At 40.0% G+C, this 15,121-nt stretch carries 13 protein-coding genes and 1 riboswitch; all 13 genes read left to right on the top strand.

Annotation, left to right across the window (positions count from 1 at the left end):
* The coding region (locus WMO25_RS06130) for a helix-turn-helix domain-containing protein (protein ID WP_349084615.1) at positions 1-455 on the top strand (455 nt) is incomplete at its 5' end.
* Positions 456-687: 232 nt separating this feature from the next.
* Positions 688-2,445, top strand: coding sequence for an ABC transporter ATP-binding protein (locus WMO25_RS06125; RefSeq protein WP_349084614.1), 1,758 nt, complete (start codon positions 688-690; stop codon positions 2,443-2,445).
* Complete coding sequence (locus tag WMO25_RS06120; RefSeq protein ID WP_349084612.1) at positions 2,445-4,262, top strand: ABC transporter ATP-binding protein; 1,818 nt, start codon at positions 2,445-2,447, stop codon at positions 4,260-4,262. Before WMO25_RS06125 ends, WMO25_RS06120 begins: the two co-directional genes overlap by 1 nt.
* Positions 4,263-4,289: 27 nt before the next feature.
* Positions 4,290-4,889 carry a cytidylate kinase-like family protein gene (locus tag WMO25_RS06115; RefSeq protein ID WP_349084611.1) on the top strand — a complete coding sequence of 200 codons (600 nt, stop codon included), beginning with the start codon at positions 4,290-4,292 and terminating at the stop codon, positions 4,887-4,889.
* A 155-nt stretch (positions 4,890-5,044) separates the two neighbouring features.
* A riboswitch (ZMP/ZTP riboswitch) is annotated at positions 5,045-5,126 on the top strand.
* Positions 5,127-5,219: 93 nt separating this feature from the next.
* A complete protein-coding gene (locus WMO25_RS06110) occupies positions 5,220-5,879 on the top strand; it encodes a formate/nitrite transporter family protein (RefSeq protein WP_349084610.1) in 660 nt (219 codons plus the stop codon).
* A 417-nt stretch (positions 5,880-6,296) separates the two neighbouring features.
* On the top strand, positions 6,297-7,454 hold the full coding sequence (locus WMO25_RS06105) for a hypothetical protein (protein WP_349084609.1): 1,158 nt from the start codon (positions 6,297-6,299) through the stop codon (positions 7,452-7,454).
* A gap of 219 nt (positions 7,455-7,673) precedes the next feature.
* Positions 7,674-8,159 (top strand): riboflavin biosynthesis intermediates N-glycosidase, encoded by a 486-nt coding sequence (gene ybiA, locus WMO25_RS06100; protein WP_349084608.1) that lies wholly within the window; start codon positions 7,674-7,676, stop codon positions 8,157-8,159.
* A 52-nt stretch (positions 8,160-8,211) separates the two neighbouring features.
* The gene (locus WMO25_RS06095) at positions 8,212-8,547 is read left to right on the top strand and encodes a chalcone synthase (RefSeq protein WP_349084606.1); all 336 of its coding nucleotides are present in this window, start codon (positions 8,212-8,214) and stop codon (positions 8,545-8,547) included.
* Positions 8,548-8,714: 167 nt separating this feature from the next.
* Positions 8,715-10,313, top strand: a complete 1,599-nt coding sequence (locus WMO25_RS06090) for a type I restriction-modification system subunit M (RefSeq protein WP_178441016.1) — start codon at positions 8,715-8,717, stop codon at positions 10,311-10,313.
* A gap of 5 nt (positions 10,314-10,318) precedes the next feature.
* Complete coding sequence (locus tag WMO25_RS06085) at positions 10,319-11,545, top strand: restriction endonuclease subunit S (protein WP_349084605.1); 1,227 nt, start codon at positions 10,319-10,321, stop codon at positions 11,543-11,545.
* Between the two features lie 252 nt (positions 11,546-11,797).
* The gene (locus WMO25_RS06080; RefSeq protein WP_349084604.1) at positions 11,798-13,051 is read left to right on the top strand and encodes a DUF3990 domain-containing protein; all 1,254 of its coding nucleotides are present in this window, start codon (positions 11,798-11,800) and stop codon (positions 13,049-13,051) included.
* A gap of 10 nt (positions 13,052-13,061) precedes the next feature.
* Positions 13,062-13,478, top strand: a complete 417-nt coding sequence (locus WMO25_RS06075; protein WP_349084616.1) for a hypothetical protein — start codon at positions 13,062-13,064, stop codon at positions 13,476-13,478.
* 66 nt (positions 13,479-13,544) lie between these two features.
* Positions 13,545-15,121: DEAD/DEAH box helicase family protein (locus tag WMO25_RS06070; RefSeq protein WP_349084603.1), on the top strand; the 1,577-nt coding region annotated here is incomplete at its 3' end.

The raw sequence follows: 15,121 nt of genomic DNA, 5'->3' as shown, positions 1-15,121 counted from the left end.
GAAGTATTATGGAAGAACAGTTAAACATGATGCGCCGTGGCAGACAGTTCAAACAGCTAATGAACAAGAAGATGGACGGCATCATTCGGGAATATGATGTGAAGCGGGTGGAAATCGAGATTCTGCGTTTTCTGGCTATGTCCGGTGAGCGGAATACGGCAGCAGATATTCATCGTTATCTTGATTTGAATAAAGGGCAGATTTCAAAGACCCTGGAACATCTGTGTACCATGCATTATCTGGAGAGCATGCCAGATAAGAAGGACAGGCGTTATATGCATTATATATTGTCAGAGGAGGCAAAAGAGCTGGTGAGGCGCATCAATGCTATATGGGATGATATGCATCAGCAGATCATGTCCGGTATTCAGGCAGAGGATAGAGCGATTTTCAATAAAGTATTAAAGCATGCAATGGCGAATATGGAGAGAATGATTGATGAGGCATCTGTATAATCCGGAAAAGAAAAAATCTAAAAAAAATATAAAAAGCCTTGACATATTCGTTATTCGTACTATAATAGTTTAAAAATAAACAGTTTAATATCAAACAGTTTATGGTGATAAAATACTTCAGCAGCACTGAAGTATTTTTATTCATTCAAATCTGGCACTCTGGTCAGATGAGCGCTGATAATGAATACGACTTAACAGAAATATGCAATGACATCAAAGGAGAAGTGCAGTAATGATCAAATTATTAAAGAAATTGACAAAGAAAGATATGGCACTGGCTGGACTTGCCTTTCTTTTGATTCTGGCACAGGTTTATCTGAACCTGACCATGCCGGATTATATGTCCGACATGACAGTGCTTGTTCAGACAGAGGGAAGTGCCATGGCAGATATACTTGCAGCGGGAGGCAAGATGCTGCTCTGTGCGGTGGGCTCACTTTTGACGGCAGCCTGTATTGCTGTCTGCGCGGCAAAGATTTCAGCAAATTTTTCTGCCAACCTGCGAGGACAGGTATTTAACAGAGTGCAGTCATTTTCAATGGAAGAGATCGGACGTTTTTCAACATCCAGTCTGATCACACGTTCAACCAATGATATTACCCAGGTTCAGATGGTATTGGTGCTGGGATTGGAAGTTTTTCTGAAGGCACCGGTGACAGCTGTGTGGGCCATCTGTAAGATTGCCGGAAAGAGTTGGCAGTGGACGGCGACAACAGGCATCGCAGTTATTATACTGCTGTGTATTGTCGGAACCTGTGTTATGGTGGCAATGCCGAAGTTCAGAAAGCTGCAGATTCTGACAGATAACATCAACCGGGTGACGCGTGAGAATCTGACAGGGCTTCGTGTTGTCCGTGCCTATAATGCGGAGGATTATCAGGAGACCAAGTTTGAAAAGGCCAATGATGAACTGAAGCGTACACAGCTTTTTGCCAACAGAACCATGACGATTCTGATGCCGGGTATCATGCTTGTCATGAATGGTCTGACACTGGCGGTTTACTGGGTAGGTGCTTATCTGATCAATGATGCGGGTATGCAGGATAAGCTGACATTATTCTCAGATATGATTGTCTTTTCACAGTATGCGATGCAGGTTGTGATGGCTTTCATGATGCTGGTTATGATCTTTGTGCTGGTACCCCGTGCATCCGTTGCTGCAAAGCGTATCAATGAGGTACTGGATACAGAACCGGCCATTGAGGATGGTGCGAAGACAGAAGCCAAGGCGGGTATGACCGGTGAAGTAGAGTTTCGTCATGTCAGCTTCAAATATCCGGATGCAGAGAAGAATGTGCTGGAAGACATTACATTTACAGCTCATAAGGGAGATACGGTGGCTTTCATCGGTTCTACCGGCTGTGGTAAGAGTACGGTTATCAACCTGATTCCGAGATTTTATGATGCAACGGAAGGTGAAGTGCTGGTTGACGGCATGAATGTGAAAGAATATACCCAGGAAGCATTGAGAAACAGAATCGGTTATGTATCCCAGAAGGCGATTCTCTTCTCCGGCACGGTTGCAGGCAATGTGGCTTATGGTGAAAACGGCGGCAAGCCTGTGGACAGAGAAGACATTATCGATGCTGTCCATACAGCTCAGGCGGATGAATTTGTAGAGAAACTGCCGGATACCTATGATGGTTTTGTAGCCCAGGGCGGTTCGAATCTCTCCGGCGGTCAGAAACAGCGTCTTTCTATTGCCAGAGCTATTTGCCGTCATCCGGAGATTATGATCTTCGATGATTCCTTCTCGGCACTGGATTATAAGACCGACCGAATTTTAAGAAAGGCACTGGATGAAAAGTGCGGTGATACAACCCGATTGATCGTTGCACAGAGAATCGGCACTATCCGCGATGCAGACAAGATCATTGTTCTGGATGAAGGCAGGATCGCAGGAATGGGTACCCATGATGAACTGATGAAGAATTGTGAAGTTTATCGTCAGATTGCTTTCTCTCAGCTTTCAAAGGAGGAACTGGCATAATGGAAAATAGAAATAACAGAGGTGGGATGCGGGGCCCTGGCATGGGCAGACGTCCTGCAGAGAAATCAAAAGATTTTAAAGGAACATGGATGAAGATCATCCGTTATTGTAAACGTTATCTGGCAGTGATCGTTGTTGCTCTGATCTGTGCCGTGGCCGGTACGATTCTGACAATCCTCGGTCCGGATAAATTGTCAGATCTGACAAAGGTGATTACAGAGGGCATAGCGACAGGTATTGATATGGAACGTGTCAAGTCCATCGGTCTGACATTGGTGGCTTTTTATGTGGGCAGTGTGATTTTGTCTTTTGGACAGCAGTTCATTATGGTCACGGTCACACAAAATGTGACAAAGCAGCTGCGAAGCGATATTTCGGGCAAGATCAATCGTCTGCCGATGGCCTATTACAATAAGACATCTACAGGTGATGTGCTTTCAAGAGTCACCAATGATGTGGATATGATTTCTCAGTCTATGAACCAGAGTATCGGCAACCTGGTGTCAGCGGTAGCCTTGTTCTTTGGGTCTTTAATCATGATGTTTAAGACCAATGTGATCATGACGCTGACAGCAGTGATCGCAACTATGATCGGTTTCGGACTGATGTCACTGATCACAAGTCATTCACAGAAATATTTCTCAAGGCAGCAGGCCAATCTCGGTGCATTAAATGGTCATATTGAAGAGATTTATTCCGGACATACAGTTGTCAAAGCCTATAACGGTGAAAAAAATGCCAAAAAAGTTTTTGATGAACTGAATAATAACCTGAGAGACAGCGCTTTTAAGGCACAGAGCCTTTCCGGTCTGATGCAGCCTTTGATGGCCTTTATCGGCAATTTTGGTTATGTGGCTGTCTGCGTGATGGGTGCTGTGCTGACAATGAAAGGCTATATCGGATTTGAAGTCATTGTTGCATTTATGATGTATATCCGTTTGTTTACCCAGCCCCTTGCGCAGATCGCACAGGCAACTCAGTCCCTGCAGTCTGCGGCAGCAGCCGGGGAGCGTGTATTTGCTTTCCTTGGGGCAGAGGAAATGTCCGATGAAAGCGATAAAACAGAGAAGCTTGGCAAAGCAGAAGGTTATGTGGATTTTGAGCATGTCAAATTCGGCTATGAAGACACAGACAAGATCATTATTCATGATTTTTCAGCCAAAGCAAAACCGGGACAGAAGATCGCGATTGTCGGTCCGACAGGTGCCGGCAAGACGACACTGGTGAATCTGCTGATGCGTTTCCATGAGATCCAGAGCGGCGATATCAAGATCGACGGTATTTCCACCCGGGATATGAAGCGTGAAGAAGTACGTTCCCAGTTCTGCATGGTGCTTCAGGATACATGGCTTTTTGAGGGCACAGTCAGAGAAAACCTGGTGTACAATACAGAGAATGTTTCAGAAGAGAAGATAGAGGCAGCATGTAAAGCCGTAGGCCTGGATCACTTTATCCGGACACTGCCGCATGGTTATGATACGATCCTTAATGATCAGGTCAGTTTGTCACAGGGCCAGAAACAGCAGCTGACCATCGCCAGAGCCATGATCGCGGATAAACCAATGCTGATTCTTGATGAAGCTACAAGTTCCGTGGATACAAGAACAGAGCTTCAGATCCAGAAAGCCATGGATGCGTTGATGCAGAATCGTACATCTTTCGTGATTGCTCATCGTTTGTCCACGATTAAAAATGCTGACCTGATCCTTGTACTGAAGGACGGCGATATTATCGAAAGCGGCAATCATGAGGAACTGCTGGCAAAAGGCGGTTTCTATGCGGATCTGTACAACAGCCAGTTTGATCAGGCGTCATAAGGCAGCATAAGAAGGAAGGCGAGTCGGATGAAGTACCAGTATATAACAATAGAAAGAGAATTTGGCAGCGGCGGCACCAGAATTGGTGAGTTGCTGGCAAAAGAATGCAAAATGCCATGTTACGGCAGAGAAATTCTTGAGCGTGTTGCCGGGAAATATGATATTCCCGTGGAACAGATTGAACAGTATGAGGAGGGTGTGACTAACAGCTTTCTCTATACGGTGTTTGTGATGAGCAAAGCCCAGTCAGGGGATATGAACATGCTTTCGGATGAAGGCAAGGTTTATCTGGCAGAGCAGGCTGCTATTCAAAGTCTGGCACATAATGGTCCTGCAGTGTTTATGGGACACTGTGCCAGTGAAGCTTTAAAAGACCGCAAAGGTGTGGTGAAAGTATTCATTCATGCGGATGATGCTTTCAAGCAGAAGAGAATCCAGGAGGATTATCAGATTTCTCCAAACCGGATGGAGTTTGTCCGCAAGAAATATGACAAAAAGAGGGCCAACTATTACAGAGCCAATACCATGAAGCGATGGGATGATTACCGCAATTATGATATCGTGCTGAATTCCGGAGAATTGGGAATAGAGGGCTGTGTGAAAGTGCTGAAAGGCTTGCTGGTTTAATTGTTATCCGGATGATTAATTGGACTATGGCTGGAAATTTCGAAAGAATGCTGAATTTACTGAACTGCCATGTCAATGTAATTAAACATCAATGTCCGTTATGCGTAAAAAGCAGAAAATGACTTGACAACCGGGTGAAGTTTCAGTATGATAAAGTCAGTTTATACGACTGACGGAAGTGGAATTGACCACAGGAAGTATGAATGGATTTGAATGCCGACCGTCTGGGCAGTGATGCTCAGTGGCCGGCTTTTTTTACGCGAGCAACAGGTCAAAGTCCGTGCTTGTAGGCGGAGTGGCATGAAGTCCTGGGGCAGTTGACGATTTCAGGTGAATTTGGTTGACACCGGAGCATTACAGAAATTCAATGAGAATTTGGAGGTACAGAGTATGAGAAAGTATGTGAGATTATTTGTCCTGGCTGTGCTGGCGGGTGCTGCCATCGGAATAGGCGGTATTGTGTTTTTATCTTTGGAAAATAAGATTGTGGGGGCGTTGATGTTTACGGCGGGGCTGTATTCTATCTGTGTGCATGGTCTGAACCTGTTCACGGGCAAAGTCGGCTATGCGGTGGAACAGCCAAAATCCTATATCATTGATCTGGTCATTATCTGGGTGGGTAATCTGGCCGGTACATGGCTGGCGGCCATGGGGGTGCTTGGCAGCAGGATTGCCGGCATTTCCGAAAAGGCTCAGAGTATGTGTCAGATCAAAGTGGATGACAGCCTCATCAGCCTGTTTATCCTTGGTATTTTCTGCGGTGCACTGATGTACATTGCAGTGGAAGGCTATAAACAGACAAAAAATCCATTGATTTTGTTCGTTTGTGTGGCAGGATTCATTCTTTGCGGATTCGAGCATTGCATTGCGGATATGTTCTATGTGTCAGTGGCGCAGATGTGGTCCACAAGAGCATTTCTGTGCGTGGTTGTGATCAGCCTTGGAAATGCAGTGGGGGGGATGCTGATTCCGATGTGCAAGAAGATATAAGCCGCTATGTAATTTATGAGTGACTGATAAATTAGATAATTACTTTTAACAGAATCACCTTCAGACTATAATGGAGTCATAGTTTGAAGGTGATTTTTGGTTGTCATGGGCGTTTACCTGGCAGAACCGATTGCTGATACCATTGCCGTGTGCACAACGGCATCGATGTTTTATGTTTATTATCGGAAACGGAAAGGGGAGAATTGAATTTATTGGCCTTTGAAAATTGAATCATACGGAAAGTAGTGAGCAGCCTTTACAAATGGTGGTGATATTGTTTGTAAGGGATGTTTTGCTTTTTGCCCTTCATGGATAATTTCAAATTGTATGGTATATCTGGCATTTTTATAGGACATGTCGTATCTTATAATGATGAAAATAACAGATAAACGTGAATGAATCAGTGTAGGGACATATATGAAGATAAAAAGTGAGAAGGCGTGTTATAGCGATGAACTTCAAAGAATAGCATTAAGATTCAATGCCGAATATTTTGTCTGGGGAGAAGAACTGATTGATAAGAAGCTGATCATTTATCCAAAGAAACTTAAAGAAATTACGGTATATGAAGCAATACAGGATCATTTAGAACCGTGTGGTCTTGTTATTATTCATACACGTAAGCAGAAATTTCTTCATTGCGTTTCAGCAACGGTGGATGTGACGAATGGCAATGTCTATTTGCCCGAGGCCGGATTTAACAGTGCATGGAAGTTGTTGAAGCGTAGCATCTGCAAAGGCATTAAAATTGTCAATGAAAGTGGCAGCAGTCCGATTGAACAGCCGGAAGAGATAGTGGTGTTTGCTTATTTACAGCGAACAGGCAGTATACCGGTGATTGTGGATGACACAATAAAGTATAAAGAGAAAAAGTTGACGCAGGAAGAGCGATACCGCAATAGTAGGAAACAAAGCCTTTTGGACAATTCCAGGATGCTGTACTTTTATGGGCAGAACGGCAGATATTTTCATGATAAAGATTGTGTGGATGTGAAAGAAATCGCACCGGAAGAATTTGAAGCATCTGCAGAAATACCGGATAAAGAGATATGTCCGAAATGTCAGCGAAGAATTTATCTCAGAAAAGCCTTCTATCCAAATACAAAACAAATGGGACTATGCGATAAGATACTTAGGGATCAGGGAGTATCTCTTAGAAAAATCGAACATTGTGTGATGGACGTTGGTATGAAATTCCATGCGACATCTCTGGAAGCAATGTTAGTGGAAGGAGTTGAGGATAAGAGGATAATTAAAGGACTTGACAATAAGTTCCCTAAACTCTGGCATAATAACTATGTGAAAACTGGTCCGGAAGAGCGTTACATAACGGAAGGTTTTCATAACCAGAAGACAGAGAACAAATCGTTTTCCCAGCTTCTGACATATATTGAGAATTATTCATTTGAGAAACATTTGAAGAGCGAACGACAGGCGGCAGATTTGGCTGAGAAAGAAAATATTGTTCTGATAGAGCCAGAAGTGGGTGAGGAGAAAACAATACAGGAAGAACAAAAGATTTCAAATATATTACAAGGTTTACTGCATAAACTTAGGACTATATTCAGAATATGAAATATTTGTGGGGGATAAGTCAGGCTTGGGTGAAATAAATTGACTGTATTTTCAGGCTTGCTTATAATATAAATTGATGAATTGGTAGAAATAGATGCGGTAGAAATAACAAGTGAGAAAAATTAAACTGAGATTGGGGAGTAATTATAAAAATTGTTGTATGTGGATATTGGATTGGAAGGATGAATGGAATAGCAGCAGAGAGAGGATGGTAAGAAAATGAAAGTGATATGTTTTCATAACCCGGATGAAGAAAATGGTTATTTGAGCAATTGGGCTTTATCGGAATTTACAGTCAATGGAATTCCCTTTTCTTCGATGGAACAGTATATGATGTATCAAAAAGCAGTCTGCTTCAAAGATAAAGAGATTGCTGGAAAAATATTAGCAACAACAGATGTTGCGGTTATAAAAGCACTCGGACGACAGGTGAAAGGCTATAATGACGGCTATTGGAACGGCGTTCGGCAGTTGCTTGTGTATGAGGGCCTCAGGGAGAAATTTGTACAGAATGAAGATTTAAAAAAGCAGTTGTTGGATACGGAGGACAGTATTCTGGCAGAATGTGCGGTTAATGACCGGATATGGGGCATCGGTCTGTCAATGCAGGATTCAAATAGACTGGAACCGGAGAAATGGAGAGGCCAGAATCTGCTGGGGTATGCGCTGATGGTGGTTAGAGAACGGATGCAAGGATTGTTTTGATAACGATTGTTACAATGGAAAATATTATAGAGATTTAACGAAGGGCAGTTGAATGTATAAACAATGGACAAGGGATGATATAAAAGATTCCCTAGAACGTATTAGCCGCTTATATGTAAAGGCACCGATAGAATATCGTTTTTTATGTGGTCATGCTATTCAAAGTGAAGATGATGAAGATGCGTTAGATTATTACATGATAGGGGCATGGTTGGTTCAACACAGAAAATATGTTGAATGGTCAGAGAAAAAATCGTATGATTTGGCAGAAATTCTTGAGTTTATGCGTATTTATCAAATGAAAATTCCTCGATATATGAAGCGTACTAGATTTTATCGAAAGAAGAAAAATGAGTTATTAAATGTCTTAACAAGAAAATATAAATAACTTCATTATCAGATTGATGCAGGAATAGGACAGAGGTTTCAAATATGTGGTATACTGGATATATTATTAGTCGATGAATACGAATTTATCGATATCAAAGGATAGCACGGTAGATTTGAATACCTGGCTATAATTCTAAAGATAATAAAAATCGGAGGAACAGTTATATGGCTGAGCAGGAAAATAGCAAAGATTTGATTAGTGTATTATGGAGTGGTGCGGATATTCTGCGTTCCAAAATGGATGCGAATGAATACAAGAATTATCTTCTTGGGATTGTTTTCTATAAATATTTATCGGATTCTTTTATGATTAAAGTTTATGATATGATTTGTGATGGAAAACCAGAATCTTTGAAAGAGGCACTGGAAGCGTATATGGAGGTCCTTCAAGGAGATGACGCAGAAGATTTAAGAGTAGAAATGAAATCGGAGTGCCATTATGTAATTGAGCCGGAGTTGACATTTACTTATTTTGCAGATGCAGCAAGAAATAATTCTTTCAATCGTGAACAGTTGCAGAAAGGTTTCAATAGTATTGAGCAGAGTGATGCTATTTTTGCAGATTTGTTTGCAGATATTGATTTGTATTCTAATCGTTTAGGAACGGGAGATCAGAAACAGAGTGATACAGTTGCAAGTCTGATTAAAGAGATTGATAAAGCAGATTTGTTAAATTCTGATGCAGAAATATTGGGAAATGCCTATGAATATCTGATTGGTCAATTCGCGTCTGAGACAGGTAAGAAAGCAGGAGAGTTCTATACACCACAGCCTGTATCTAAAATATTGACAAAGATTGCAATTATGGGTCAGGAGGATAAGAAAGGCTTGTCAGTATACGATCCGTGCATGGGATCCGGTTCATTACTTCTGAATGCAAAGAAATATGCAGAATTTCCACAGTATATTAAATATTATGGTCAGGAACTCAATACATCGACTTATAATCTGGCAAGGATGAATATGTTCCTTCATGGTATTGCTGTTGAAAATCAGAACTTGCGGCATGGAGATACGTTAGATGAAGACTGGCCAACTGAAGAAGAAACGGATTTCAATATGGTGCTTATGAATCCACCGTATTCTGCAAAGTGGAGTGCAGCAGCAGGATTTTTGCAGGACGAAAGATTTAGTGATTATGGCGTATTGGCGCCAAAATCTAAAGCAGATTATGCATTTTTACTGCATGGTTTATATCATCTGAAAAATAATGGTACAATGGCCATTGTCTTACCGCATGGTGTCCTTTTTCGTGGTGCAGCAGAAGGAAAAATTAGAGAAAAATTATTACGTTCTGGCAATATTTATGCAGTTATCGGTTTGCCAGCAAATATGTTTTATAATACGTCTATTCCAACCTGTATTATTGTACTGAAAAAACATAGAGATGGTCGAGATGTACTGTTCATTGATGCGTCTAAGAAATTTAACAAGGGTAAGAAGCAGAATGAAATGACAGATGAACATATTGAGTCTGTGATTGAATTGTACAGTAAAAGAGAAACGGTAGAGAAAGAAGCTTTCCTGGCAAGTTTTGAAGATATTGAAAAGAATGATTTCAACCTGAATATTCCTCGTTATGTTGATAACTTTGAAAAAGAGGAAGATGTCGATATCAATGCACTTTTATCAGATATGCAGAGGACAGATGATGAACTTGAAAGGGTACAGGGCGAATTTGTATCACTGATGAAAGAACTGACATCTATGGATGACACAATCATGGCTTCATTGAATGAGCTGATTAAGAAGATGGAGAGGTGATGGACATGGCAAAACCGAAAATTAGATTCAAAGGATATACAGACGAGTGGGAACAGCGTAAGTTGGGTGAGGTGTGTTCACGAGTTCAAGGGAATGATGGAAGAATGGATCTTCCTACATTAACAATATCTGCAGCAAATGGTTGGATGAAGCAAGAAGATCGATTCTCAGGGAATATTGCTGGTAAGGAACAAAAGAATTATACATTACTTCATAAGGGTGAATTATCCTACAATCATGGAAATTCAAAACTTGCAAAATATGGTACAGTTTTTTCACTGCAAACTTATGAAGAAGCGCTTGTACCAAGGGTTTATCATAGTTTTAAAATAGAAGATGGAAACGCAGATTTTCTTGAATATTATTTTGCAACAAAATTACCGGACAGAGAATTAGGTAAGCTGATTTCATCTGGTGCAAGAATGGACGGTTTGCTAAATATTGGATATGATGAATTTATGGGAATACAAATGGTGTTTCCATCAATAGCAGAACAGAATCGAGTTGCAAGTTATTTTCGATGCTTAGACACTTTCATCACTCTTCATCAGCGCAAGTGTGAACAAGCAAAAAAATTGAAAAAATATATGCTTCAAAAGATGTTTCCACAGAATGGTCAGAAAGTTCCAGAAATTCGATTTAAAGGGTTCACAGACGATTGGGAACAGCGTAAGTTGGGCGATATACTGATTCTTTTAAAGGATGGAACTCATGGTACACATCATGATACTGATTCTGGGCCGTTGCTTTTAAGTGCAAAGAATATTAAAAATGGAACTGTACAGTGGGATGAATCAGATAGGAGAATTTCAAAAGATGAATATGAAAATATTCATGCAAATTTTAAACTAAAAGATGGAGATGTACTTTTAACTATTGTTGGATCTATTGGAGAAACGGCAATTTTAAAGCATTCTGAGAATGTGACATTTCAAAGGAGTGTTGCATTTTTACGACCATCGAATGAACTTAAATCTGAATTTTTATATTCAGAAATTCAGAGCAGTAGATTTCAGAAAGAGCTTAATAATAGAAAATCAACATCTGCACAACCCGGAATTTATCTTGGGGATTTGGGTGAAATTTCTATTGATTTTCCTAAAAATGAGGACGAGCAATATGCAGTTAGTCAATATTTTTGCAATCTCGACAGTCTCATCACTCTTCATCAGCAGAAGTGCGATGAATTGAAAAATATTAAAAAATTTATGCTTCAAAATATGTTTATATAAGGGAAGTAATTAAATATTTTAGAGAAAAATGAAATTGGGGTGAGGTTTTAGGTTTTAGAAAAAAATGGTTGTAGTTTACGCGGTAGGCAATCGAAAGAAAAAATAGAACAGATTAAATTATTCGGTAATTAAATCCATAATATAGTATTCTCGTTACTTTTTGGTGCTCGGATGAGGTGAAAAAGAAGAGACTAATTAATAACAGCTGTATTCACTTTTTTAGAGTGTAAGTATGATTCGTAAGGATAAAGTGTGGCAAATGCTTGGGAACAGCGTAAGCTCGAAGAAATAGTGGAGAGAGTTACAAGAAAAAATCAAGATTTAGTATCTGAATTACCACTTACTATATCAGCTCAATATGGTCTTATTGATCAGAATGAATTCTTCGATAAGCGAGTAGCAAGCAAAGATGTTAGTGGCTATTATTTGATTTATAATGGTGAATTTGCATATAACAAGAGTACATCTAGTGATGCTCCTTGGGGGGCTATAAAAAGGCTTGATAGATATGAAAAAGGTGTATTATCAACCCTTTATATAGTATTTAAGATAAGGGATGAAAGTGTGTCAAGTTCAGATTTTCTTGTAACTTATTATGATACTAATAATTGGCATAAAGATGTCCAGGCTATTGCAGCAGAGGGGGCAAGAAACCATGGTCTGTTGAATATTGCGCCAGTGGATTTTTTTAAAACTGAATTGATGTTACCACAAGATATTGAAGAGCAGAGAAAAATCGGGGATTATTTTAAGTCTTTGAATGCTCTCATTACTCTTCATCAGCGCAAGGCAATTTGCACCAAAAACGTAAGAAATAACCACATTTTGAGCATATTTTTATGGGAAAGGGCGGTGTTTATGGGGAAAATGATATTATATCATGGTAGTCCAAATAAAATGATACATCCAATTTATGGTTTGGGTGAAGATAAGCATGATTATGGCAGAGGATTTTATTTGACGGCCAAGATAGAATTAGCCAAAGAGTGGGCAGTGTGCCGTCCGGATCAATCCAATGGATGGGTTCATAAATATGAACTGGTGACAGATGATTTGAGGATATTGGATTTTCAGCAATTAAATGTTTTATCCTGGTTGGCGGAACTGATGAAACACAGGGAAGCATCAGATTCCAAAAGATATAGGATGTTAGCGGCAAAATTCATTGAGAAGTATGGCATAGATACAGATGGTTATGATGTGATAAAAGGGTGGAGAGCGGATGCTTCTTACTTCTATATTGCAAAAGCTTTTGTTCGTGATGAAATTGATGTGGATATACTGGAAGAATTACTTTTTCTGGGAGATTTAGGTATTCAGTACTGTATTAAGTCTGAAAAAGGATATGCAAATTTACATGAGCTGGAGTCAGAACTTCTGCCGGTTTCTTTTGCAGATTTTAATGATAAGTATAATGAACGTGATATTGCAGCTAGAGAAAATATGAGAAAATTAATTGATTCAGATGACAATAAAGTAACAAAAGTGTTCAGCACACTTATATGAGGTGACGATGATGCAGGCATATTCTAAAGCGTATTTGGATGAAGTGGTAGAAAATCAGGGTAAGTTATTTGATTTATATGCACAGGATTATCCGAACAATGATACGGAAGATTTTATTCAAGCGTACATGAAAAGCAAAACAAGAAAGTATATTGATGAATCACAGGCTTATGTGAATACAATGGATGCCAGAGAACTGTTGGATTATTTTTTTACAACAGAGAAATATGAGAAAAAGCAGGGAAAAGCCATGCGTGGATTTATGCCGGACTGGATTGGTGAGTTTTATGCCTATTATCAGTGGTATTATAATATTTCCAGTGCAGAACTGGTTGATAAAGTACCGTTAAATTTTCTGGAGAAAGCCTATCATGGACTTCATGATCTGGATTTGGAGTTAGCAGTGAAAAAGGTCGGGAATAATTAATTGATATAGTGCGAAAGATTGTATGGATGATGGTGCGTCATTTGGGTTTACAAAGGAGATAATGAAATGCCGGAATTAGAGAGAATAATTGAAGAAAAATTGATTAACCAGTTGGTTTATGGGGATTCTCAGTGGACATATCGTGACGATTTGAAGACAGAGGAAGACCTGTGGAAGAATTTTAAATATATTCTGGAGCAGAATAATAAAGATCGTCTCAATGGAGAACTTTTGTCGGATTCGGAGTTTGAACAGGTGAAGAATCAGATGCAATTTTCTTCTTTCTATAAGGCTGGTGAATGGTTAGTCGGAGAAAATGGCAAGGTACAGGTGCATGTTCAGCGAGATACAGAGCGCCTGCATCTGGTTGTTATGAATCATGAGCATATTGCCGGAGGCAGCAGTGTATATGAGGTGATCAATCAGTACAGCGCACTGAAGAATGATGAAGAGGATACGACATCTGAAAGAGACAGAAGATTTGATGTGACATTGATGATTAACGGATTGCCGATGATACATATTGAATTGAAGAATAAGCAGCATTCTTACATGGAAGCCTTCCATCAAATAAAAAAGTATATCGGAGAAGGAAAGTTTACTGGTATATTTTCAGCAGTTCAGATGTTTGTTGTCAGCAATGGTGTAGATACTAAGTATTTTGCGGCTGCCGGTGATACGGAATTGAATCCAAAGTTTATGAGTGGTTGGGTTGATAGGGACAATAATCCGGTCACAGATTATATTGATTTTGCCAAAAGTGTACTTCGGATTCCAGAGGCACATGAAATGATTGCCCGTTATACAGTACTTGATGAGGATGCCAAGCGTTTGATTTTGCTCAGACCATACCAGATCCATGCCATTGAATCCATACGTGAAGCTTCAAAAACAAGTAAATCCGGTTTTGTATGGCATACAACAGGATCGGGCAAGACATTGACTTCTTATAAAGCTACCCGTAATCTTTTGATGGATATTCCGGCTATTGATAAAGCAATATTCTTGATAGACCGTAAAGATTTGGATACACAGACAACCATGGCATTTCAGGCTTATGCGAACAATGATTTGGTGGATGTGGATGAGACGGACAATGTAAATGATCTGAAGAAAAAACTGAAATCCGGTGATCGGCAGGTGATCGTTACAACAATTCAGAAGATGCAGATACTGGTCAGTAAGCGGCTTCAGGAAGGGACACCGGAATATCAGAAAATCAAAAATCTCAAAATTGCTTTTGTTGTGGATGAATGTCATAGAGCGGTCACGCCAAAAACAAAGAGAGAATTGGAAAGATTTTTTGCCAGATCATTATGGTATGGTTTTACAGGTACACCGAGATTTGGTGAAAATCCGTACCCGCAGATGGGTGATTTGCCTCGCACAACTGAAGAGTTATATGGCAAATGCCTGCACAAGTACACAATTCAAAATGCAATTAAGGACAAAGCTGTTCTCGGATTTCAGGTAGAGCACAATGGACCGAAAAATATTGAAGATGAGACAAATACCAGTGCCTATGATAGTGAAGCACATATGTTGAGTGTGTTGGATATTATCTTAAATAAATCTTATTATAAGCTTGGTTTTCAGAATGGTAAAGGGCAGACTTATGAAGGATTATTGACAACCAGTTCTAT

It is taken from the genome of Coprococcus intestinihominis, assembly GCF_040096555.1.
GTDB lineage: Bacteria > Bacillota > Clostridia > Lachnospirales > Lachnospiraceae > Coprococcus_A > Coprococcus_A intestinihominis.
This window is presented reverse-complemented; position numbering and strand designations above follow the sequence as displayed.

Coding starts and splice junctions, on each gene's coding strand:
- WMO25_RS06125 (WP_349084614.1), top strand. CDS start 688: ATGATCAAATTATTAAAGAAATTGACAAAGAAAGATATGGCACTGGCT.
- WMO25_RS06120 (WP_349084612.1), top strand. CDS start 2,445: ATGGAAAATAGAAATAACAGAGGTGGGATGCGGGGCCCTGGCATGGGC.
- WMO25_RS06115 (WP_349084611.1), top strand. CDS start 4,290: ATGAAGTACCAGTATATAACAATAGAAAGAGAATTTGGCAGCGGCGGC.
- WMO25_RS06105 (WP_349084609.1), top strand. CDS start 6,297: ATGAAGATAAAAAGTGAGAAGGCGTGTTATAGCGATGAACTTCAAAGA.
- ybiA (WP_349084608.1), top strand. CDS start 7,674: ATGAAAGTGATATGTTTTCATAACCCGGATGAAGAAAATGGTTATTTG.
- WMO25_RS06095 (WP_349084606.1), top strand. CDS start 8,212: ATGTATAAACAATGGACAAGGGATGATATAAAAGATTCCCTAGAACGT.
- WMO25_RS06090 (WP_178441016.1), top strand. CDS start 8,715: ATGGCTGAGCAGGAAAATAGCAAAGATTTGATTAGTGTATTATGGAGT.
- WMO25_RS06085 (WP_349084605.1), top strand. CDS start 10,319: ATGGCAAAACCGAAAATTAGATTCAAAGGATATACAGACGAGTGGGAA.
- WMO25_RS06075 (WP_349084616.1), top strand. CDS start 13,062: ATGCAGGCATATTCTAAAGCGTATTTGGATGAAGTGGTAGAAAATCAG.